Source organism: Leifsonia poae, from assembly GCF_020009625.1.
Taxonomy (GTDB): Bacteria; Actinomycetota; Actinomycetes; order Actinomycetales; family Microbacteriaceae; genus Leifsonia; species Leifsonia poae_A.
This window is the reverse complement of record NZ_JAIHLP010000002.1, coordinates 3,035,618-3,057,946: the sequence shown is the minus strand read 5'-3', so window position 1 is coordinate 3,057,946 and position 22,329 is coordinate 3,035,618. Positions and strand designations below refer to the sequence as shown.

Annotated in this window: 16 protein-coding genes and 1 pseudogene; 10 read left to right on the top strand and 7 right to left on the bottom strand. The window is 69.1% G+C overall.

Annotated elements, in window-relative coordinates; genetic code table 11:
- Nucleotides 1–11: 11 nt before the first annotated feature.
- The 8 genes from K5L49_RS15420 (at nt 12) to K5L49_RS15385 (ending at nt 9,328) form a co-directional block, all read left to right on the top strand.
- Complete coding sequence (locus tag K5L49_RS15420) at nt 12–1,052, top strand: LacI family DNA-binding transcriptional regulator (RefSeq protein WP_223694087.1); 1,041 nt, start codon at nt 12–14, stop codon at nt 1,050–1,052.
- Nucleotides 1,053–1,067: 15 nt separating this feature from the next.
- Nucleotides 1,068–2,366: an ADP-ribosylglycohydrolase family protein gene (locus tag K5L49_RS15415; RefSeq protein WP_223694085.1), complete on the top strand. Its 1,299-nt coding sequence runs from the start codon at nt 1,068–1,070 to the stop codon at nt 2,364–2,366.
- Nucleotides 2,363–3,406 (top strand): nucleoside hydrolase, encoded by a 1,044-nt coding sequence (locus K5L49_RS15410; RefSeq protein ID WP_223694083.1) that lies wholly within the window; start codon nt 2,363–2,365, stop codon nt 3,404–3,406. Before K5L49_RS15415 ends, K5L49_RS15410 begins: the two co-directional genes overlap by 4 nt.
- A 12-nt stretch (nt 3,407–3,418) precedes the next feature.
- Nucleotides 3,419–4,768: an ABC transporter substrate-binding protein gene (locus K5L49_RS15405; RefSeq protein WP_223694082.1), complete on the top strand. Its 1,350-nt coding sequence runs from the start codon at nt 3,419–3,421 to the stop codon at nt 4,766–4,768.
- A gap of 64 nt (nt 4,769–4,832) precedes the next feature.
- On the top strand, nt 4,833–5,789 hold the full coding sequence (locus K5L49_RS15400) for a carbohydrate ABC transporter permease (RefSeq protein ID WP_223694080.1): 957 nt from the start codon (nt 4,833–4,835) through the stop codon (nt 5,787–5,789).
- A 2-nt stretch (nt 5,790–5,791) separates the two neighbouring features.
- Nucleotides 5,792–6,628 carry a carbohydrate ABC transporter permease gene (locus K5L49_RS15395; RefSeq protein WP_223694078.1) on the top strand — a complete coding sequence of 279 codons (837 nt, stop codon included), beginning with the start codon at nt 5,792–5,794 and terminating at the stop codon, nt 6,626–6,628.
- A complete protein-coding gene (locus tag K5L49_RS15390; RefSeq protein WP_223694076.1) occupies nt 6,625–7,479 on the top strand; it encodes a ribokinase in 855 nt (284 codons plus the stop codon). The genes K5L49_RS15395 and K5L49_RS15390 overlap by 4 nt, the downstream gene beginning before the upstream one ends.
- A 79-nt stretch (nt 7,480–7,558) precedes the next feature.
- The gene (locus K5L49_RS15385; protein WP_223694074.1) at nt 7,559–9,328 is read left to right on the top strand and encodes a choice-of-anchor Q domain-containing protein; all 1,770 of its coding nucleotides are present in this window, start codon (nt 7,559–7,561) and stop codon (nt 9,326–9,328) included.
- Between the two features lie 170 nt (nt 9,329–9,498).
- Here K5L49_RS15385 and K5L49_RS15380 read toward each other — a convergent pair whose 3' ends face one another.
- A complete protein-coding gene (locus K5L49_RS15380; RefSeq protein WP_223694072.1) occupies nt 9,499–10,158 on the bottom strand; it encodes a TetR/AcrR family transcriptional regulator in 660 nt (219 codons plus the stop codon).
- Between K5L49_RS15380 and K5L49_RS15375 the strand changes: the two are divergent.
- A pseudogene (locus K5L49_RS15375) lies at nt 10,073–11,805 on the top strand (MFS transporter). The gene K5L49_RS15380 and the pseudogene K5L49_RS15375 sit on opposite strands and share 86 nt — an antisense overlap.
- A 12-nt stretch (nt 11,806–11,817) precedes the next feature.
- Here K5L49_RS15375 and K5L49_RS15370 read toward each other — a convergent pair.
- From K5L49_RS15370 to K5L49_RS15345, 6 genes are all read right to left on the bottom strand, one after another.
- Entirely contained in the window at nt 11,818–13,536 is a 1,719-nt protein-coding gene (locus K5L49_RS15370; protein WP_223694070.1) for a serine hydrolase domain-containing protein, read from the bottom strand.
- Nucleotides 13,533–14,816, bottom strand: coding sequence for a diaminopimelate decarboxylase (gene lysA, locus K5L49_RS15365; RefSeq protein ID WP_223694069.1), 1,284 nt, complete (start codon nt 14,814–14,816; stop codon nt 13,533–13,535). The genes K5L49_RS15370 and lysA overlap by 4 nt, the downstream gene beginning before the upstream one ends.
- A 172-nt stretch (nt 14,817–14,988) precedes the next feature.
- The gene (locus K5L49_RS20540; RefSeq protein WP_223694068.1) at nt 14,989–16,455 is read right to left on the bottom strand and encodes a xylulokinase; all 1,467 of its coding nucleotides are present in this window, start codon (nt 16,453–16,455) and stop codon (nt 14,989–14,991) included.
- A 43-nt stretch (nt 16,456–16,498) separates the two neighbouring features.
- Complete coding sequence (locus K5L49_RS15355; protein WP_223694066.1) at nt 16,499–17,845, bottom strand: aspartate aminotransferase family protein; 1,347 nt, start codon at nt 17,843–17,845, stop codon at nt 16,499–16,501.
- A 66-nt stretch (nt 17,846–17,911) separates the two neighbouring features.
- On the bottom strand, nt 17,912–19,414 hold the full coding sequence (locus tag K5L49_RS15350) for a leucyl aminopeptidase family protein (RefSeq protein WP_223694064.1): 1,503 nt from the start codon (nt 19,412–19,414) through the stop codon (nt 17,912–17,914).
- The gene (locus tag K5L49_RS15345; RefSeq protein WP_223694063.1) at nt 19,414–21,060 is read right to left on the bottom strand and encodes an ABC transporter substrate-binding protein; all 1,647 of its coding nucleotides are present in this window, start codon (nt 21,058–21,060) and stop codon (nt 19,414–19,416) included. The genes K5L49_RS15350 and K5L49_RS15345 overlap by 1 nt, the downstream gene beginning before the upstream one ends.
- 148 nt (nt 21,061–21,208) lie before the next feature.
- Between K5L49_RS15345 and K5L49_RS15340 the strand changes: the two genes are divergently transcribed.
- Nucleotides 21,209–22,165, top strand: a complete 957-nt coding sequence (locus K5L49_RS15340) for an ABC transporter permease (RefSeq protein WP_223694061.1) — start codon at nt 21,209–21,211, stop codon at nt 22,163–22,165.
- Nucleotides 22,166–22,329: the final 164 nt, after the last annotated feature.

Sequence of the window (22,329 nt, the reverse complement as noted above, 5' to 3'; positions counted from 1 at the left end):
CAAGGACTCTTGTGAAACAAACTAGTTTGGGCTCCGACGCCGACAACACGGCCTCGGGCGCGCCGCTGAACATCCAGTCCGTCGCCGACGCCGCCGGTGTCAGCAAGACGACGGTGTCCCATGTGCTCAGCGGCAACCGCCCCGTCTCAGCGCAGACGCGCCGCAAGGTCGAGCAGGTGATGGACGAGCTCGGCTTTCGCCCGAACTTCTTCGCCCAGGCCCTCAACTCGAAGAAGAGTCACACCGTCGCCCTGATCGTCCAAGACATCACGAACCCGTTCTACCCGGCCCTCGCCCGGGGCCTGCAGGGATCGGTGGCCGACTCCGATCAGGCCGTCATGCTGTTCGACGCCGGGGCCGGGGCGGGACTGACCCGCGTCTTCGTCGAAGAGATCATCCAGCGTCGGGTCGACGGCGTCGTCGTCGCCGTCAGCAATGTCGAAGACGAACTCCTCGAGCTGCAGCGCGCCGGCATCGCCATCGTCGCGGTCGGCTCAGGGCTGAGCGGCCTGCCGATCGACTGGGTGTCGGCGGACGACGAGCGCATCGGCTACGACGCCACCATGCACCTCAGCGGCAAAGGGCACCAGCGCATCGCCACCATCAGCGGTCCTCCCTCCGCCGAGCCGGGCGGCGGCCGTCTCGCCGGTTACGTGAAGGCGATGAACGAACTCGGCGCCGGGGTCGACCCCCTGCTCTGCGCGGTCGGCGACTGGACACGGGAAGGCGGCGCCGGTGCCCTCTACCGACTGCTCGACCAGCCGGAACCGCCGACCGCCGTGTTCTGCGCGAACGACCTGATGGCGATCGGCGCCCTCGACGCCGCCCTGGAGTCCCACCTCGACGTTCCCGGTGACCTGGCGATCATCGGCGTCGACGACATCGACGCAGCGAGCCTCGTGCGCCCCGGCCTCAGCACCGTGCGCGTTCCCGCCGAAGAGATCGGGCGCGCCGCCGGCGACCTCCTCCTGCACCGCATCGCCGAACAGCGCACCAGCTCATACCGACACGTTCTCGTCCACCACGCGCTCATCGAGCGACAGACGGCCTGAAGAAGGATCCGACCCATGCATGACGTTCTCGACGACCGCGACCTCGTTCCCGACGAGGCCGAACAGCTGCTGCACAGCGGCTACCCGGTCGGCGCCCTCCTCGCTGCGGCGCGCGATGCCGCCGCTGCCGCCGACTACCCCGGGCTGGCCGCGATCACCGGCGAACTCGGCAGGGTACCCGTCGCCGCCGACTGGCCCTACCGCGAGCAGGACGACGACGCGACCCTGCACGCCCTCGCCGATGCGCTTCCCGAACTCCCGGTGGAAGCGTCGGGGCTCGCCGCACGCATCCATGGCGCCTGGCTCGGCCGGTGCGTCGCCAACACGATGGGCAAGCCGGTCGAGGGGCTGACCCGCGACGAGGTGCGCCGGTACCTCGAAGCCGTCGGACAGTCGCCGCAGACCGGCTACCTCCCCCTGCTCCCCGAGCTTCCGGAAGGCGTGAGCCACCTGCACGAATCGGCGCCGTTCGCGTCGGCCGGCCTGTTCGCCGATGTGCCCCGCGACGACGACCTCGACTGGACCATCCTGGGGCTGTGGATGCTCGAAGAGTACGGCGACACCCTCACCACGGCCGACATCGCGCGCAGCTGGCTCGACCGGCTGCCGTTCACGCAGACGTTCACCGCCGAGCGCGCCGCATACCGCAACCTGATCCGCGGCGTACCCGTCGACCGCACCGCGCTGGTCGGCAACCCCTACCGTGAGTGGATCGGCGCCCTGATCCGCGCGGACATCTTCGGCTACGTGTACCCCGGTCGCCCCGGGCTGGCGGCGCGGCGCGCGTTGACCGACGCTCGGCTGAGCCACACAGCCAACGGCGTGTTCGGTGAACTGTGGGCGGCTGCGCTGGTCTCGGCCGCACTGGCGGTTCCGACCCCCTCCGATGCCCTCCGGGCCGCGGCCGCGGTCGTTCCCGAAGGCTCGCGGCTCGCCGGCGCCCTCCACGGCGTGCTGGGGCTTCACCGCACCGGGGCGACGTCGACGCAGGCGCTCGACTGGGTGGATGCGGAGCTCGGCCACTACAACTGGGTGCACACGGTGAACAACGCCGCCCTGATCTCGATCGGACTGCTCTGGGGAACCGATTTCACCGACGCTGTGGCGCTCACCATCTCCGGCGGACGCGACACCGATTCCTCGGCGGCCACGGTCGGGAGCGTCTTCGGCGCCCTGCACGGCGTCGACGCCATCCCCGGCGAACTGGTCGGCTCCACGCACGTCCATGTGCGCAGCGCCGTGCGCGACTTCGACCGCATCGGGATCGCCGAATTGGCCCGCCGCACGAGCGCCCTGGCGGAGGTGCTCCGATGAGCGGCATTCCGGTGATCATCGACACCGACCCGGGCCTCGGCGAACCGGGAAGCGACATCGACGACGGCCTGGCCATCGCGCTGGCCCTGCGCTCCCCCGAGCTCGACGTGCTCGCACTCACGGTCGTCAACGGCAACGTGGATGCGATCACCGGCACCGATGTCGCCCGGCGCCTCGTCACACGGCTCGGCCGGCCGAACCTTCCTGTGCTGCTCGGCGCGACCGAGCCGCTCGTGCGCGACATGGCGCCGGTGCGCGCCCTGTTCGACGCGGTGCTCGGATCCCCCGAGACCGCGTCCGGCACCGCTGCGAGTGCGCCCGAGCTGCTCGGACCGTCAGACACCGAGCATGCGGCCGACTACCTGGTCCGCGCCGCCGCCGACCGGCCCGGCGAATTGGTGGTGATCGCGATCGGGCCCATGACCAATCTGGCCCTGGCGATTCAACGCGACCCGGCCTTCGCCGCCAATGTGCGCGAACTCGTCCTCATGGCCGGCAGCGCGACGACCTACGCGCAGAACATCACCGTTGTCGGAGACTTCAACGCCTACGTCGACCCGGAGGCCCTCGACATCGTGATGCGCAGTGGCGCCGCCATCCGCATGGTCGGGCTCGACCAGACCTCGAAGGTGATGCTCACCCGGGACGACGCGACGACCCTCCGGGAGACGTCCGACCCGTTCAGCCGGTGGGCGGCCGACTGCGCCGACGCCTGGATCGACTTCCTCGGCCGGGCCTTCCCGAACCGCCCGGAACACCGCACCGCGTGCTTCCTGCACGATCCGCTCGTAATCGCCGCGGTCACGCATCCCGACCTCCTGGAATGGCAGAGCGCCGACGTCCAGGTCGAAACCGTCAGCGAGCTCGCGCGTGGGCTCGTTGTCGCCAACCGGGGGCTCGCCCTCGAACCCGCACGGAACCCGAACGCGACAGTCGCCGTCGATACCGGTGTCGACGGTTTCCGCCGCCTCTTCCTCGAGCGCATCAGCGCCGAATCCCCGGTCGAACCCGACCAACACAGCAGCACAACGACAGAGTAGGAATCCCCCAACATGGCTGTTCACAAAGGAGTGACGCGCTGGCTGACCGCCGGAGCGCTCCTCACGATCTCGGGCCTCGTGCTCACCGCCTGCAGCGGAAGCGGCGGCGGCAGCGGCTCCATCAACGGAGTCGGGCCGTCGACGCTGACCGAGCCGACGAAACCCATCACCATCACCTATGCCGGCGCCGCGTACGACGCCACGCAGATCAAGCCCGTGATCGACGCCTTCGAGAAGGCGCACCCGAAGATCACGGTGAAATACGAGGCGGTGCCGTTCGACGACTACAACAGCGTGCTCGCGGCCCGGCTCACCAACTCGAGCAATGCGATCGACGTGTTCGACGTCGACATGCCGCGCACCGCCGCCTACCAGGCCCGCGGCTGGCTGGCCGACCTCACCAAGACCTTCCCCGGCCTCACGACCGAGGTCGACCCGGGCAGCCTCAAAGCGGCGACGGTGGACGGCAAACTCGTGACGATGCCGTACCAGACGTCGACCAACATCATGTACTACAACAAGAAGCTGCTCAGTGCCGCCGGCATCGCGGCCCCCTCGGCCGACCCCGCCGACCGGCTCACCTGGGAGACCGTGACCGCCGACGCCACGAAGGCAAAAGCGGCGGGCGCCCAATACGGCCTGCTCTTCGACCAGCTCGACCGCTACTACCAGCTGCAGCCGCTCGCCGAGAGCGCCGGCGGTGGCCCCGGCGGCAAAGGCGCCGGCAACCTGACCCCCGACGTGACGAACGCCGGCTGGGTGAAGGCGTTCTCCTGGTACGGCAAGCTCTTCGCCGACGGTCTGTCGCCGCGAGGAGTGGCCGTGGCCGACACCCCGACCATGTTCGCCGCGGGCAAGACCGCGTTCTACGTGGGCGGGCCCTGGTGGGGAACCCAGTTCGTCGCCGAGAAGGGTCTCGACTTCGGCGTGACCGCCTTCCCGGAGTTCGCGGGCGGCACCGCCTCGACCCCCACCGGCGGATGGTCGCTCGGGCTCAACCCCAAGTCGAGCTCCGACCGCGCCGACGCGGCCGCGATCTTCATGAAGTTCATGGGCATCGACAACGGCGGATACGCGCAATACCTGTCCGCTCTCGCCGTTCCCCCGTCGAACCTCGTCGGCAGTGCGAAGTTCTACGAGTCGGACACGTTCAAGGATCCGCGGTTCGCGGGTGTGGTCGACCTGATGAAGTCCGAGCTCGCGCACACGGCGACCCTGCGTCTGCAGACGGTCGGCTACGTCGAGTTCGAGGACATCATGACCAAGACGTTCGACGACATCATCAACGGCGCGGATGCGTCGACCGCTCTCACGACGGCCACCAGTCAGCTGACCGACGCCTGGGCCAAGTACAAGAAGTAGCACCGGCGGGGCGGCCGTGACGCGGCCGCCCCGCACCATCCCCCGCACGACGAAAGACGCCCCCATGACCATCGCCCCCGCCGTCGGCTCGAAGCCGACCGACGCGCCACCCCCGCCCCCGCGCGCGGGCCGCCGGAAGCGTTCCCGGACGACGCGCCGCAACCTGATCGCCGCGGTCGCCTTCCTGGCGCCGACCGTCGTGCTCATCGTCGTGCTCCGCATCGTGCCGACCGTCTCCGCCATCGCCGACTCGACCCGGTCCGGCCTCCCGGGCAGCCTGGCCGCGCCGGAGTTCGTCGGCTTCGACGTCTTCGCCACGATGTTCTCGAGCGCCTCGTTCTGGAACAGCGTGACCCAGACCCTGATCTTCAACGTGATCGTCAACCCGCTGCAGATCTTCCTGGCTCTGCTCCTGGCGGTGCTCCTGACTCGCAACCTGCCCGCCAGCGGGCTGTGGCGCACCATCATCTTCCTGCCCGCCGCCGTTCCCCTCGCAGGGTCGACGATCATCTGGGGCATCGCCCTGCGCCCCGACGGGCCGGTCAACGGCCTGCTGGAATTGTTCGGAATCCCGGGACAGCCGTGGTTCACGAGCCCCGACCAGGTCATCCTGTCGCTCATCGTGCTGGCCAGCTGGATCGGCATCGGCTACTGGATGATGTTCCTGATCGCCGGGCTCAACGACATCCCGCCCGTGTACTACGAAGCCGCGCGCATCGACGGCGCCGGCGCCCTGCGCACCTTCTTCTCGGTGACACTTCCCATGCTGCGACGGCCGCTGCTGTTCGTTCTCGTCGCCGACACCGTCGCCAACTTCGTTCTCTTCGCCCCCGTGCAGATCCTCACCGGTGGCGGACCGGAAGGACGCTCCAACTTTCTGATGTACGACATCTTCCACCGCAGTTACGAGCTCAGCGACCCCTACCAGGCCTCCGCAGAACTGGTGGTGCTGCTCATCATCATGATCGCGATCGTGGCGGTGCAGTTCCGGCTCCTCCGCACCGATGACGGGGAGGAGTGAGGATGCGCCGCTCCCGCGCAGGCCGTATCCTGCTCACCGTCGTCGCCGTCGTCGTGTCGCTGGCGTTCCTCGCGCCGGTGCTCTGGCTGATCGCCAGCACCTTCCGTACCGCCACCGAGACGTTCGCCAGCAGCTCGCCCCTCAGCTGGAGCGCGCTCTGGCCGAAGGATTTCACCCTCGTCAACCTGCAGTCGGCCGTCGACAGCGGCTTCCTCACCTCGCTCGGCAACAGCCTGCTCGTGGCGGCCATCACGGTCGTCGTCGGGCTCGCCGTCAGCGCGGCGGCGGCGTTCGCTCTGGCCGTCATCCCGTTCCGGGGCCGCTCCGGCGTGTTCACGATCGTCGTGCTGAGCTTCCTGGTGCCGTTCGAGGCGATCGCCATCCCGCTCTCGCGGAGCTTCAGCGACTGGGGGCTCACGAACACCCTGTTCGCGCTGATCCTGCCCGGGCTGGGGAACGGCCTGGCCGTCTTCACGCTGCGCCAGTTCTTCCTCGGCATTCCGCCCTCGCTCTCAGAGGCGGCGCACCTCGACGGCGCGAACTGGTTCCGCATCTTCTGGGCGGTGTACCTGCCGTTGACCCGCCCGGCCCTGATCGGCGCCGGCCTCATCCTGTTCCTGTTCCAGTGGCAGGCCTACCTCTGGCCGATCCTGGTCACCTCGACGGATTCGCTCGATCTCGCACCCGTGGCGATCGCGAAAGCCTTCGGAGCGTTCTCGACCGACTACGGTCGCGTGTTCGCCGAGACAGCTATCCTCGCGGTGATCCCGGCGATCGTGCTGCTCGGCCTGCAGCGGTTCTTCGTCACATCGGTCGCGAGCACGGGGAGCAAAGAGTGACCGCAGTCGTGGCCGTCGTCGGCTCGGCGAACCTTGACGTCGTGGTGAGCACCCCGCGCCGACCGGCCGGTGGCGAGACCCTGACCGGAACGGCACTGCTGGAGACCCCGGGCGGAAAGGGCGCAAACCAGGCGATCGCCTCGGCCGCGGTCGGCGCCACCGCCCTGATCGGCGAGGTCGGGGCCGACTCGGCGGGGCGGCGCATCCGCGAGGCCCTCACGGCCGCCGACGTCGATATCTCCCGCATGCGGATGGGGCCGCTACCGACCGGCCGCGCGTACATCACCCTCACCCCCGATGGCGAGAACAGCATCGTCGTGCTCCCTCTCGCGAACGGCGCCCTCGACTCGGAGCACGTGTCGAGCGCTCTCGGCGCGCTGAACCCCGCCGTGGTCCTCACCCAGCTCGAGGTGCCGATGGAGGTGGTCGAAGCGGTCGCCGCCTGGTGCGCGACCGTCGGCGCCCGGTTCGTGCTCAATCCGAGTCCGATCGGCCCTCTGCCCGATGCGGTGCTGCGCGCCGCCGACCCGGTCATCGTGAATCAGGGGGAGGCGCAAGCGCTCCTGGGAACAGACTCGACCGATTGGCACGACCTCGCCCGCCGTCTTGGCGGGCTGGCACGATCGGCGGTGGTCACCGCGGGCAGCCAGGGCGCCGTCGTCGCGGAGGCCGACGGGGAGGCGACCGTGCCTGGTCACGCTGTCGAGGTCGTCGACACCACTGGCGCCGGCGACGCATTCGCCGGCACGCTGGCCGCCCACCTCGCGGCCGGAGCCTCACTCGCCGACGCGGCACGGGCTGCCAATGCGACGGCCGCACAGACCGTGCAACGGGCGCGGTCCGAACGCTGAGAGAGGATGCGCCGCTATCGGCGCCCCGCAGGTTTCGGCTCCGACGACGGTGCCGATCGCTGAAGACGAAGGAGAAGCAATGATCCTCACACTCGAACGGAGTGCTCTGCGAACGCGGACACTCCTCGTCGCCCTGGCCGTCACTGCACTCGCCGCCGTGGCCGTCAGTGCGCCGTCGCCGGCTCACGCCGACCCCCTCTCGCCGCAAACCGGGGCACGCATCACCACGACGGGCACCCCTGCCGCCGGCCCGGGCGGTCACATCTACTATGTCGACTCCACGTCCGGGAGCGACATCAACAGCGGCACGAGCCCGGCCCTCGCCTGGAAATCGCTCGCCCGCGTCGGGTCCGGTACGTTCGTCCCCGGCGATGTCGTCGCCTTCGAACGGGGAGAGACGTTCACGGGATCAGCCACGATCAGCAGTGCCGGAACCGCCGCGGCACCGATCGCGTTCACCGCTTACGGCGATGGGGCCCAGCCGATCCTGACGAATCCCGGGCAGTGGAACATGCTGGTGCTCGACGCCCCGTACCTCCAAGTGTCGAATCTCGCCTTCACGAACGGGGCCGTCTTCGACAACGCGGACGGCAAGGGAATCAGCGGGCCGAAGTACGAGCTCAGCGGCGCCGTCGCGATCACCGCGAACGGCTCGAACTCCCTCGTGCAGGACAGCACGTTCTCGGATGTGGGGGTCGGCGTCAAAACCTACGGCGCGAACAGCCGGGTCGACCACAACACCTTCCAGAACCTCCGCATCGCCTACCGGGGCCTCGACAGCGGCTCGCAGACGTCGTACGGGGCGTTGGGGGTGAGCGTCGACAACAGCGGTGTGCAGGTGACCTCGAACGACTTCATCAACTGCCGCAGTACCGACAGCCCCTACGGCGCCGACGGCGGAGCGGTCGAGATCGAGGGGTTCCTCTTCGACAAGAACGACATCACCATCAGCCACAATTACTCGCGCGGCTCGCAGGGGTTTCTCGAGGTCACGGAGACGCACTCCTCGAACGTCACCCTGAGCTACAACGTCAGTGACGACTACCAGCAGTTCATCGCGTGGGACACGACGACGACCCCCAGCGGGTACCTCGCCCTGAACAACACGGTCGTGCGCACCCATGACAGCTCTCGCCTGATCGACCAGTACTACTACCGTCAGGCCGGGCCCGCGCCCAGCGCGAGCTGGCTCACGCTCCGCAACAACATCTTCTCGGTGACGGGCGCCTGGCTGTCGTTCTTCGACTTCCCGCGCGACCACAACCTCTACACCAGCACCGTGGGCATCGGCGCCGACTCCGCGCACCGCTACGCACTCGGCGTCGGCGACCTGGTCGGCTCGCCCGCGTTCACGGACCTTGCGAACCACGATCTCAGCCTCACCGCCACCAGTGCGGCGATCGACAACGGGGCCGCCTCCGCCTCATCGACGGATCTGCTGGGCAACCCGGTGCTGGTCGGGCTCGCCACCGATATGGGTGCGATGGAGTGGCAGCAGCCGACAACACCGGGCACGACGGTCGTCTCCGACGGCGGCTTCGAGACCCAGACCGCGATCACCACGAGTTCGACCCCCTGGTACTCCGACGGCTCGCTCAGCACCGGCGTGGATGTCGCCGCCGGCAAATCCCACAGCGGCGCCGACGACGGTTGGGTGTCGAGCACCACCAGTACGGCGTGGGGTGCGCTGCGACAGTCCGTGGCCGTCTCGGCGAACTCGACCTATCGGATGACCGTCTGGGTGCGGAACTCGTCGAACGTCGACAATGCCTGGCTGGGTGCCAAGACGACAAGCAATACGGTCCTCAACGAGGTGCATCACGGCACCAGCGGCGGCGTCTACACGTGATACGTCGTCACGTTCCAGACCGGGAGCAACACGACCGTGCTCCTGCACATCGGGTTCTGGGGTCCCGGTTCGACCGCCTGGGAGCAGATCGACGACGTTGCCGTGCAAAAGCTCTGACGCACCTCCGCCTCCCATCCGCCGCCCCTCCTCCGAGGGGCGGCGGGTGGGGGTCAGGAGGCCGGTGTGGGGAGGGGCTCGGGATGTGGGCTGAGGCCGACGGCGGGGAGGAGGACGCCGTCGATGAGGGAGATGAGGAAGGCCCGGTCGACGGGTTTACGCAGGATCAGCACGCGGTAGGCCGCCATCGACGGGGAGATGAGGGCGAGAGTCTCGATGTCCGCATCAGGGGAGATCTCGCCGCGTTCGATCGCGCGCCGCATGAACAGGCGGTTGACGGCGGCGCGGGGGTCGACGATCGCCGAGTTGACGGCTCCGGCCAGCTCGGGGTCGCGGGCGAGGAGCGACATCAGGCCGGCCATGATCTTGAGCTTCTTCTCGCCGTCTTCGATGCTGTGCGGCTTGATCATCGCGATGAGGTCGCCGCGCAGGGTCCCGGTGTCGGGCAGGTGCGCTTCATCGATGTCGGTCTGCTTCATGCAGGCCACAGCGTCGATGACGAGTTCGGCCTTGGACGCCCATCGCCGGTAGACCGTCGCTTTGCCGGCTTTCGCGCGCGCGACGACCATGTCGACGGTCATCCCGTCGTAGCCGGTCTCGGCGAGCACCTCGACGGCCGCCTCGAGGATGTCGGCGTCACGGGTGTGGTCGCGTTTGCGGCCGAGCTTCGGGCCCGTCACGACGGCGGGGTCGGCGGTGTCAGGCAGCGTCATTGCGGCGATCTCCGTTCCATTTCGATGTCATCAAGGTTATTGTATTGTTAATTCTGGAACTGAAGAGATCCGAAACTGGTTAGTTTCGTATATGCTGACCTCCATGTCACAGATCTCCTCGACCGTTTCGGGTGCAGCCGGCATCCCTGGCACCCCCGCAGCGAGCTCCCGCCGCTGGTGGACGCTCGTCACCGTCGCCCTCGCCCAGCTCATGGTTGTGCTCGACTCCACCGTGGTCAACATCGCCCTCCCCTCGGCCCAGGCCGACCTCGGATTCTCCAACGGCGACCGCCAATGGATCGTCACCGCATACTCGCTCGCCTTCGGCAGCCTGTTGCTTCTCGGCGGCCGCATCTCCGACCTGATCGGACGCAAACGCGCCTTCATCATCGGCCTCATCGGCTTCGCCGGAGCATCGGCCCTCGGCGGCGCGGCCGGCACATTCGGGATGCTCGTGGGCGCCCGGGCGCTGCAAGGCGCGTTCGGCGCACTCCTCGCCCCCACCGCCCTCGCCGTGCTCACCACGACGTTCACCGTTCCGAAGGAGCGCGCCCGCGCCTTCGGCATCTTCGGTGCGATCGCCGGGCCGGCGGCGCCGTCGGCCTGCTGCTCGGCGGCGTGCTCACCGAACAGTTCAACTGGCGCTGGAACCTCTACATCAACGTGATCATCGCGATCGTGGCCGTCGTCGGAGCCTCGTTCTTCGTGCAGTCCGTCGCCCGCTCCGGACCGCGGCCGAAGCTGGACATCCCGGGCACAGTGCTCGTCTCCGGCGCCCTGTTCAGCCTGGTCTACGGCTTCTCGAACGCTGAGACCGACGGCTGGGACTCGCCACTCACCTGGGGAATGCTCGTCGCCTCGGCCGTGCTGCTCGTGGCGTTCGTGTTGTGGCAGCGCCGGGCGGCGCATCCACTTCTGCCGCTGCGCATCGTGCTCGACCGCAACCGCGCCGCCTCGTACAGCTCGATCCTGATCGCCGGCGCCGGGATGTTCGGCATCTTCCTCTTCGTCACCTACTACCTGCAGACGACGCTGAAGTTCACGCCGATCCAGACCGGCCTGGCCTTCCTGCCGATGATCATCATGCTGATCACGGCGGCGCAGCTGTCGACGAACATCTTCGTCCCCCGGTTCGGCCCCAAGGTCATGGTTCCGATCGGCATGAGCATCGCCGGCATCGGGATGCTCATCCTGACGCATCTCGGCGTCTCCGCCGACTACGCGGTCGACATCCTGCCTCCGCTGATGATCCTGGGTGTCGGCATGGGCTCGATCATGCCGGCGGCGATCCAGACTGCGACGCTCGGCGTCGACCGGCAGTTCGCCGGAGTGGCGTCGGCCATGGTCAACACCAGCCAGCAGGTCGGAGGGTCGATCGGCACGGCGTTGCTCAACACGCTCGCCGCCACAGCCGCCACCGACTACATCGCCTCGCATCTGCCGCCGACGGCGGCGGTCGCGGCCGAAGCAGCTGTGCACAGCTACGCGACCGCATACGGATGGGGGGCCGCGTTCTTCGCCTTCGGCGCCGTGCTCTCAGCGCTCCTCTACCGCCGTCGCGGTCAAGGCGCCTCGCTCGGCAACCCGGGCGGGAACGCTCCGTCGCCCCAACCCGCCGACTCCCCCGAACCGGTCGTCGCGCACTAGGGGGAGGCGACCTCAGCCGGTGAAGGAGCGGGAGTAGCGGCAGCCGTCCCGGTCGGCCCACGGCGACAGCCCGTCGACCGGGGGCGCGAACGTGATCCGCTCGGGAAGTCGCGGGTCGGCCCCGAGGCGGAACGTTCCCGACGCGAGCTCGACCAGCTCCACGTCGTCGCCCGGCGCCTCGACACCGCCCGAAGCGATGAGCACGAGGGCCCCTCCCCGCAGCACGATCCGGAAGTTCGTGAACCACGGAGAGTACGTGCGGTAGTGTCCGCAGAACGTGCGGAGGCGCTCCCGCTCGGCGTCGCCGGTCGGCGAATCCGACGCGTCGCCCGACGGCGCGGGATGCGCAGACGACTCATCAACACGCCGATACACCCGCGGCCCCCACAGCCACTGGGAGCCGTCGAACGTCAGCGGGAACCGGCGCAGCGACGACAGGCGGGTGAGCGCCCGGCCGTTCCAGTTCCACAGCAACGGGGAGGTCTCCGACCCCGAGATGATCTTCAGCGTCGCCGTCTCCGCCCGCTGTTCGGCGACGGCGACCTCGATGCGCAGCGGAACCCCGGTCGGCCCGGCCGCCTCGAACACGCCGAGGCGGGCGTCGGGGTCGAGGGAGCCCGCTCCGGCGGCGACGATCCACCGCTGCGGGTCGGGGGTTCCGCCGGCCGCCCCGGCGACCGGCGCGATCAGCTGGGCGGCGACGCTGCGGGCGATCGCCTCGGCGACCGGCCCGTCGCCGTTCGCGTTGGTGACGACGGCGACCGTGACGCCGGCGGTGAGGTCGGCCAGCAGGAACGAGGCGTAGCCGACCATGCCGCCGCCGTGCGTGAGCACGGAACGGCCGGCGGTGCGCTCCACGTTGACGCCGAACCCGTATGCGCTCGACTCGCTGGGCTCGACACCCGGGAGCACGAGCGTCTCCTCCCCCTCGGGGGCGACACGGGAGATCATCGCCTCGAACGACTCGGGGTCGATCACCGGCGTGCCCGACCCGGCCGCCCCGCGGCTGAGCAGCATGCGGCCGAACCGGGCCAGATCGCGGGAGGTGCCGGCGACGCTGCCGTCGGAGCCGGCGACCTCCAGCCAGGGGGCGGGGATGAGCGGGTCGCCCGGAATCCACGGCCGGTCGTCGCGCAGCGGCTGATACCCGCGGGCGAGACGGGCGTGATGGTCGTGGGTGACCGCGGAGACGGTGTCGCGCATCCCGAGCGGTTCGAGGATGCGTTCGCGCACCAGATCGGGCATCGTGCGGTCGGTCACCCGCGCGGCGGCGAGGCCGAGCAGGATGAAGCCGAGGTTGGAGTAGTGGAAGAAGGTGCCGGGTGACGCGTCGGAGACGGTGCCGGCGAACGACGCGACCTGTCCGACCTCGTCGGGCAGCGCATCCACACTCTGCAGCAGGCCGGCCGTGTGCGTGAGCAGCCGTTCGATCGTGATCGCCCGGCCGTGCAGGGCGGCCGGCGCCCACGGAAGCACCTCGCCGATCGGCTGGTCGAAGCGCAGCCTCCCCTCCCGCACCAGGCGCAGGATCACGGTGGAGGTGAAGATCTTGCTGATCGAGCCGATCTCGAACCGGTGGTGCGGGCGCACCGGGATCCCGGCACCGAGATCCGCGAAACCGAAGTGGTGCTCGAAGACGACGCCGGTGCGGTCGGCCGCCACCACCGATCCGCCTGGAACAGCCCACGACCGGGCGATCGCCTCGACGGTGTCGCGAGCGATGTCCGTCACTCCGGGCGACCCAGCAGCTGTTCGCGGCGCAGCAGATCGTCGAAGGTCTCGCGGCGCACCGCCACCCGGGAGCGGCCGGCGTCGCAGAACACGACGGGCGGCCGCAGGGCCGTGTTGTAGTTGTTCGACATCGTGTAACAGTACGCGCCGGTGACCGGCACGGTGATCAGATCGCCGACCCGCGGGCTCACCACCGGAACGCGGTTCGCCAGGTAGTCCCCCGACTCGCAGTGCCGGCCGACCACGTCGACGAGTTCGGTCTCCCCGCTGCGGTCGATGACGGCCGGCTCGAACGGCTGCCCGTAGAGCGAGACCTCCAGGTTGTCACCCATGCCGCCGTCGACGGCGGCATGGGTGACGACGCCGCGTTTGACCGTCACGACGCGGTAGACCGTCACGCCGTTGCGCGCGACCATCGACCGGCCGGGCTCCACCAGTAGCTCGACATCCTCGCCGAGATGCCGGTGCACCGCCGACACGACGCGCTCGGCGTACTCGTCGACGCTCGGCGCGACGTCGTCGTGCACGTACCGCACGCCGAGACCCCCGCCCAGGTCGTAGACCGGGAAGCGCTCGAAGGCGGCGAGGGCCGCCACCTCGGCCTCGAACTGCTCCAGGTCGAGCAGTTGCGAGCCGACGTGCGCGTGCAGCCCGCGCAGGTCGAGCAACGGCTCCTGGCGGATGCGCGCGATCACCTCGGGCACCTGCGCCGACGGGATGCCGAACTTCGAGGCGTCGTGCCCGGTCATCATCGCGGCGTGCGTCTGGGCGTCGAGAGAGGGGCTCACCCGCAGCAGCACCGGCACCGGCTCGGTCGCGAGGCGGGCGATGCGCTCCACATCGTCGAGGTTGTCGATCACGATGTAGCGCACACGCGCCTGAATGGCGGTGCGGATGTCGTCGTCGGTCTTGGCGTTGCCGTGAAGCACCGCCCGGCCAGGGTCGGCCCCGCCCGCGATCGCGAGGCGCAGCTCGCCGGCGGCGGCCGCATCCGTGCCGCACCCCTCCTCGGCGGTGACACCGATGACGGACGCCGACGGGAAGCTCTTCGAGGCGAACAGGACGAGCGAGTTCGGGTGCCTGCTGCGGAACGCCTCGACGTAGGCCCGTGCCCGGCGACGCAGCGCCCCCTCGTCGATCAGATAGGCGGGGGTGCCGTGCTCGGCCGCCAGGTCGGCGACCGGGCAGCCGCCGATCAGCAGCCGTCCGTCCGCGTCGAGCGCCGTGCCCTCCGGGTACAGGCTCAGATCGATATCGGCGGGGGTTCTCGTCTCGGTCATGGTCACCTCATTGTCGTGTGGTCCGGGAAGCGATCCGGTCAACGGAGCGCCTGACGGGTCGGATGCGCCTGACGGGTCGGATGCGTCAGACGGGTCGGATGCGTCAGACGGGTCGGATGCGTCAGACGGGTCGGATGCGTCGGACGGATTGGATGGGCTCTGTCGCGCACGGTCAGCCGAGTCGCGCGCGCTGGGCGACACGCGCGCTCTCGTGTCGGGCGAACCGGTCGGCCCAGGTTCCGGCACGCAGCGCATCCGGTTCGACCGTCTCGACCCGGGCGGAGGGTCGCTCCTGCGCCGCCGGGTCGGCCCAGCCCAGCGCGCTTCGGCCGGCGAGCAGGGCCGCGCCGAGCGCGGAGTGGTCGTGTTCGGCGGTGTCATATCGCACCGCGCGGCCCGTGGCGTCGGCGAGGTCGCGGCGGAAAGTGGCGGAGGCTGCACCGGAACCGCTGACGGAGATCGCGCCGCCTGCGCTGCCCGCCGCCTCGGCCAGGGCGTCGACGCAGCGCCGCGACTCGAGCACGATCCCCGCCAGCAGACCGCGAGCCAGGTCGGAACGGGAGGTGCGCAGCGTGAGTCCTTCGACAGCGCCGACGAGGCGCGGATCCCAGAGCGCACCCTGCTCCCCCGACGACAGGTACGGCAGAACGAGGGGTGCGTCGTCGAGCGGGCTCTCCCCCGCCAGATCGGCGAGCTCCGCCGCGCCGCCGGCGATGCCGAGCAGCTCGGCGAGCCAGGCCAGTGCCGAACCCGTGGCCATCAGGTCCATCTCGAAGCCGAAGCCGCCGTCGGCCATCGGTGTCACGAGGTAGCGGCCGTCCGGGTCCACCTGCGGGGTGGACGACCAGCCGAGCACGACATTGCTCGTGCCGGCGATGTAGGCGACGCTTCCCGGGGCGCGCACGCCCAGCCCGTAGGCGCCGAGCACGGAATCGGCGGCGCCCAGCAGCACGGGGAGGCCGGGCGCGCATCCCCACCGGTTCGCCACCTCGGCCAGCAGCGGCAGCTGCGCGGTCGAGGTCGCGATCGACGGGACGCGGGCGACACCCGCAGCGTCGAGGATGTTCCTGTCCCAGCGGCCGCCGTGCAGGTCGTATGCGCCGTAGCCCGCAGCCGTGCTCGGGTCGGTGAGCAATTCGCCGGTGAGCGCATGGAAGAGGTAGTCTTTCGCGCCGACCACCCAGGAGTCGGCGGCAGCGCCGAGGCGCACCCGCCGCGCGTGCATCGCCAGCAGGTACCGGCCGTCGAAGCGCTGGCCGGTTCGACGGTAAAGTGCGGCCGGCCCGATCGAGGCGGCGATGCGGCGGCCGTCTGGCTCGGCCCGGCCGTCCTCCCAGGTGAGGGCGGGCCCGTCGACCGTCAGATCGTCGCGCAGGCCGACCAGGGTGGGCAGCATGGCCGAGAGCCCGATGGTCGCCCAGGAATCCGGCGGCGCCTGGCGGGCCAGCTCGGCGAGGGCCTCGTCGCAGGAGGCGAGCCAGGCGGCCGGATCCTGTTCGGCGGCGTCGCGCTCGGGGCGCTCGGTGCGGGAGGGGCGGCGTGCGCGCGCGACGACCTCACCCCTGTCGTCGACCGCCACGACCTTCACGCCGCTCGTGCCGAGGTCGATTCCGAGGGCGAGGCCGCGCTGCTGCGTCACTGATTGGTCCTCCCGATCGACCGTGATCCCGTCGCGAGCAACTCTAGAGCTCTCGGGCGACGACGCTGAGGGCGTCCTCGGCCGCGTTGAGCGTCTGGTCGATGTCGGCGTCGGTGTGCACGAGCGAGACGAACAGGTTCTCGAACTGCAGCGGGTGGAACAGCACGCCGCGCACGACCATCTCTTCGTACCAGCGCGTGAACACCTCCTCGTGCGCGTAGGCCGCGGCATCCCTCCAGTTGCGGATGGGCCGGTCGGTGAACCAGAGCTGGAACACGGTTCCGAGCCCCTCGACGTAGGCGTCGATGCCCTTGTCGTCGGCGATCGACTTGAGTCCTCTGGCGAGCCGGTCGCCGAGGGCGCGCTGCCGCTCGTAGAGCCCCGGCTCGGCGAGCACATCCATCGTCGCCGACACGGCGGCGCATTGGATGACGTTCGCGTTGTAGGTGCCGGAGTGCGAGTACGTGCCGTCGGCGATCAACCGCATCGCCTCGGTCGTGCCACCGACGGCCGCGACCGGGAAGCCGCCGCCGATGCCTTTGGCGAAGGTGGTGAGGTCGGGGTTCACGCCGAACCATTCCTGTGCGCCGCCCCGGGCGAATCTGAAGCCGGTGATCACCTCGTCGAAGATCAGCATCGCGCCGTATTTCGTCGTCTGCTCGCGCAGGAGCTCCAGGTATCCGGGCTCCGGGAGGATGCAGCCGGTGTTGAAGACGGCGGGCTCGGTCAGGACGGCGGCGATCTCGTGGCCACGTTCCTCCATCAGGGCGACGAAGCTCTCGGGGTCGTTCCAGGTGAGCACGACGAGGGTGCTCTCCAGCTCGGCCGGGACACCGCCACCCATCGCGACGGGGCGCGGACGGTTCGAGGGCCCGGCGAGTTTCGGGTCGACGTGGTTGGACCAATAGACCGTGTCCTGCCAGCCGTGGTAGTGGCCTTCGAACCGCACGATGAGGCGACGGCCGGTGGTCGCACGCGCCAGGCGCACTGCGGTGCCGACGGCTTCGGAGCCGGAGTTGGTGAAGCGCACCTGTTCGAGGCTGGGCACGGCCGCGACGACCTTCTCGGCCGCCTCGATCTCCAGCTCGTACGGCAGGCCGAAGCAGGTGCCGTACTCGCTGACGGCGTCGGTGACCGCCTTGGTGACGCCCGGGTGGCGGTGGCCGAGGATCATCGGGCCGAGCCCCAGCAGGTAGTCGATGTACTCATTGCCGTCCACGTCGCGGATGCGTGAGCCCTGACCTTCGGCCATGAAGATCGGGTAGGGCTTCCACCCGTTGCGCGGAAGCCGGGCCGTGCTGCCGGCGCCGCCGGGGATCGTGAGCTTCGCTCGTTCGTAGAGCGCCTTGGTCGCCACGGTGCGCTCGGCGTATGCGGTGTCAAACGTCATGTCGTGCTCTTCCTGTCCCGGTGTGGTTACTTCTTATACTAAGCATATAGACAAGCAGGCCCGCTGTCACGGACGCACGGGGGCGAGAAACTCGATCAGGGCACGCACCGGGGTTCCCGTGGCACCGGCCGGCCAAGGGGAAGCGTCGCGCTCGAGCCACGCCGACGACCCGTTGTCGATGTGCACCCAGGCGGTCTCCCCGACGAAACTGCGCAGATACGTCGCCGCGAGCTGGCCCGAATCGGGCACGTCGATCGGCGAGTTGGCGATGTCTGCGACCCGCGACGACAACAGATCCCGATAGGAGTCGTGCAGCGGAAGAGCCCAGCCAGGATCGCCCGCCGCCAGACCGGCGGCGACGAGCTCGGCGGCCAGCGCGTCGGAGGTACCCCAGCATCCCCAGAACGCGTGGCCGACCCCGCCGGAATCGGTCAGGGTTCCCACGTCGATCAGGCGGGCCGGGTTCTCGCGGGCGAGATACGACAGGGCGTCCGCGAGCACGAGACGCCCCTCGCAGTCAGTGTCGACGATCTCGGTGGTGCGGCCTCCGGGATGCCGCACCACATCCCCCGGACGCTGCGCCCCGCCGCCCGGCATGTTCTCCGCCACCGGCAACAGCGCGTGCAGCGGACCGGGTGCGCCGAGCGCCGCTGCGGAGATCACGGCAGCGGCCACCGCAGCGGCAGCGGCCATATCGGATTTCATCCAGCTCAGCTCGCCCATATCGCGTTTGAGGTTCGTGCCGCCCGAGTCGAAGGTGATGCCCTTGCCGGCGAGCGCGGTCGACGGCCCATCCCCCGCGACCGTCAACTCGACAACCAGCGGGCTGTCCACGCTGCCGGCGCCGACACCGAGAGTCGCCCCGAAACCGCGTTCGATGAGGGTGGCCTCGTCCCAGATCGAGACGGCCACCCGATCGCCGGCCACCCGCGCCGCGAACGCGCCGATCGCGTCCGCGAACGCGCGAGGTCCCAGGCGGTTGGGGGGTGTCTCGACGAGCTGTCGCACCCACGAGGTCGCCACCGCGACCGTCGCCGCGCGATCGAGCACGGTGCTGCGGTCACCGGAACCGCGGTCGACGAGCACGACGGAACCCGGGGCCGCGTCGGCGACCGCATCCACACCCTCCGCCTCCCGGCGATACCGCCAGAGACCGACGGCATGCCCCTGCGCCACGGCGCCGAGCACGACATCGGCCGGGGCCGCCGGGTCGGCTTCGAGCGCCAGAGTCGAGACCGCATCCGCACCGGCCGCCGCCGCGAGCGCCGCGTCGAACAGCCCGTTCACCGTCGGCACGCCCCGGCCGAGCCCGACCAGAACGACCCTCACCGCCCCGGTCGCGACCGGCACGACCACCACGGCCCTCTCACCCGGCGCCGCCTCGAACTGCGGGTCGGAGGCGGCAAGCGCCACCGGGTCGACGCCGAGGAGCTCGCCGAGGAGCTCGCTCCCCCGCCCGCCCCGCAGACCGTCCACGCCCTGGAACAGCCCGGCGACGAAGGTCGGGCCCGGGCTCCGTGCGAGCGTGGCGGCCAGCTCGGCCGGGAGGATGGTGGTCAGTGTCGTCATCACTTCGTCCTGTGCACTTGGAGCAGCGTCTGGGTGGAGAGGTTGTTCACCGAGCCGACGAGCGGCGAGATGAGGAACCCGGTCCACTTGGGCGAGTGCGCCTCGATCACGTCCTGGTAGGCCAGCACGATGTACGGGCGATCGTCGAACGCGATCTGCTGCATCTGGTCGATGATCTTCTGGCGATCCTCTTTGGTCGGTGCCACACCCTGGGCGTCGTAGAGCTTGTCGTAGGCGGGGTTGCAGTACCCGCTGTCGTTGTTGTTGCCCCACTGCGCGCAGGTGAGCACACTCAGTTGGAAGTCGGGGTCCACCGGCGGGATCCAGTCCCACATGGCGAGATCGAAGTCCTGGTAGGTGTTGTTGGCGCCGTTGATCGCCGTCGTGGCCGCATCCGTGTCCATCTTGCGCATCGTGAGCTTGACCCCCACCTGCTTCAGCCCGTTCTGGATGATCTGGAACATGCGGTCGCCCGCACCGTTGATCTCGGTCGGGAAGATGACCTGGTAGCTCATCGGCTGCCCGTCGGCGACCCGGATGCCGTCGGAGCCTTTGGCGTAGCCGAGGCCGTCGAGGATGGCGTTGGCCTTCGACAGGTCGAACGGCAGGCCCCGGATCGAGTCGTCGTGCCAGCCGGTGGCCGGGGCGACGATCGTGGAACCCGGTGTCGCCATGCCGAGCCAGGCGGTCTTGACGATCTCGGAGCGGTCCATCGCGTATTCGAACGCCTCCCGCACCTTCGGGTTCAGCAGCTCGTGATGGCTCTTCTTCTTCGGGTTGGTGTTGATGATGAAGTCGTAGAAGCCGACGCTGGGAGTCGTGCCGACCTCCATCCCCGCCTTCTTGAGCGCGGAGACCGCCGTCGCCGGCGTCGACTCGCCGATCATGTCGACCTGACCTGTCTTCAGCGCGGTGACCATCGCGTCGTCGTTCGCGAAGAACTGCAGGCCGAACCCGGTGATCTTGGGCTTGGTCGACCCCCACCAATTCGGGTTGCGATCGAACAGGGCGAGCTGGTCTTTCTTGTACTGGGTCATCTCGAACGGTCCGCCGGAGACCATCGGCGCGCCGTTCTGGAACGAGCTGATCTGCTTGCCGTCGCCGGTCGCCAGTTTCGACCAGATGTGCTCCGGCAGGATCGGCAGCTGGGTCATCTGCGCGAGAACATTGGAGACCGGCTTGGAGTACGTCACCTTGAGGGTGCTGTCGTCGACGGCCACGGCCGAGGTCATGTTGTTCACGAAACCGGCGAGCTGGCCGGTCGGCCCTTTCTGGTACTTCAGGATCATCGACATGGTGAAGGCGGCGTCCTGCGCCGTGAGCGGCTTGCCGTCGGACCATTTGGCGTTCTTCACCGTGTCGAACGTCCAGGTCAGGCCGTCGGCGGAGGTCTGCCATTTCGTCGCGAACGACGGCTGCAACGACATATCGGTCGTGTCGTACTGCGAGAGGTGCGGATAGGAGTACTCGTAGACGACGCTGCTGTAGTCGGAGCTCGAGACGAATGGATTCAGGGAGTCGATCGTCGCGCTCGCGCCGATGCGCAGCACGGTGTCGCTATTCGACCCGCTCGGGGCGCAGGCGGCCAGCAGTCCGACGGTGAGTGCACCGCCGGCCACCACGGCCAGGGCTCTTGTTAACTTCATGTAAACCTTCCCTCGTCTTCGTGGCGGTCCGTCTGCGCGAAACTGCTTCCCCGCGAAAATCTCTGGAGAAACCCTTCCGGACGACACCCTTGGTGCGCTTAGTATGATGACCACCACGCGAGAGGTCAAGCGTGGGAAGGGAGATGGGATGCGCGGTTACCTCTGGAAACGCTCGCTCTTTGCCGTGGCGACGATCTTTGTCGCACTCACGGTCAACTTCGTGCTGTTCCGGATTCTGCCGGGAGACGCCGTGACGAGGATCTCCAGGGTGCCCAATGCATCCCCGGCCCTCAAGCACGCACTCGAGGTGGAATTCGGACTCGACAAACCGGTGTGGCAGCAGTATCTGCTGTACCTCCAACAACTGTTCCACGGCAATATGGGCGTCTCGTTCGCCAACCGGCAGCCGGTGCTGGAAAACCTGTTGCAGGCCTTCGCCAACACGCTGCCGATGGTCACCGCCGGCACGGTGATCGCCATCCTGCTCGGCATCGCCGTCGGCGTCTACTCGGCGGTGCGACGCGGCACCGTCGGCGACCACATCTCCACGAACCTGGCGGTCGTGTTCTACGCCTTCCCCACCCAGTTCCTCGGCATGATGCTCCTCATCCTGTTCGCGGGTGTGCTGCCGTCGGTGGGCATGAACGACCCGTTCGCCGTCTCGTACACCCCGTGGGAGCAGTTCGTTGATGTGCTGCGGCACATGATCCTGCCGGTGCTCACCCTGGTGCTCACCCTCTACGCCGAAGACGCGCTCATCGTGCGCTCGGCGATGCTGGAGACCCTGGGCGAGGACTACATCCTCACTGCGCGCGCCAAAGGCCTGCCGCGCCGCAAGATCATCAGCTCCTACGCGCTGCGCAACGCCGCGCTCCCCACGATCACCCAAGTGGCGCTCTCCCTCGGGGCGATCGTCAGTGGATCCATCCTCGTGGAAGTGATCTTCTCGTGGCCGGGCATCGGGCGCGCGCTCTACAACGCCGTGCTGCAGCGCGACTACCCGATGCTGCAGGGCGGGTTCCTGGTGATCACCATCGTCGTGGTGCTCCTCAACTACCTCGCCGACCTTCTCTACTTCCGACTCGACCCGAGGGTCTCCCGATGAGCGAGGAGCCGACCATGACGACACCGGCCAAACCGGCGAAACGTCGCACCCACCCGGAACGCCGCGGAGTCTGGGGTGCGATGCTCACGGCGTTCCGCACACCCCCGCGATCATCGGGCTCACCATCATCGCGATCTTCCTGCTCCTGTCGATCTTCTCCGAGC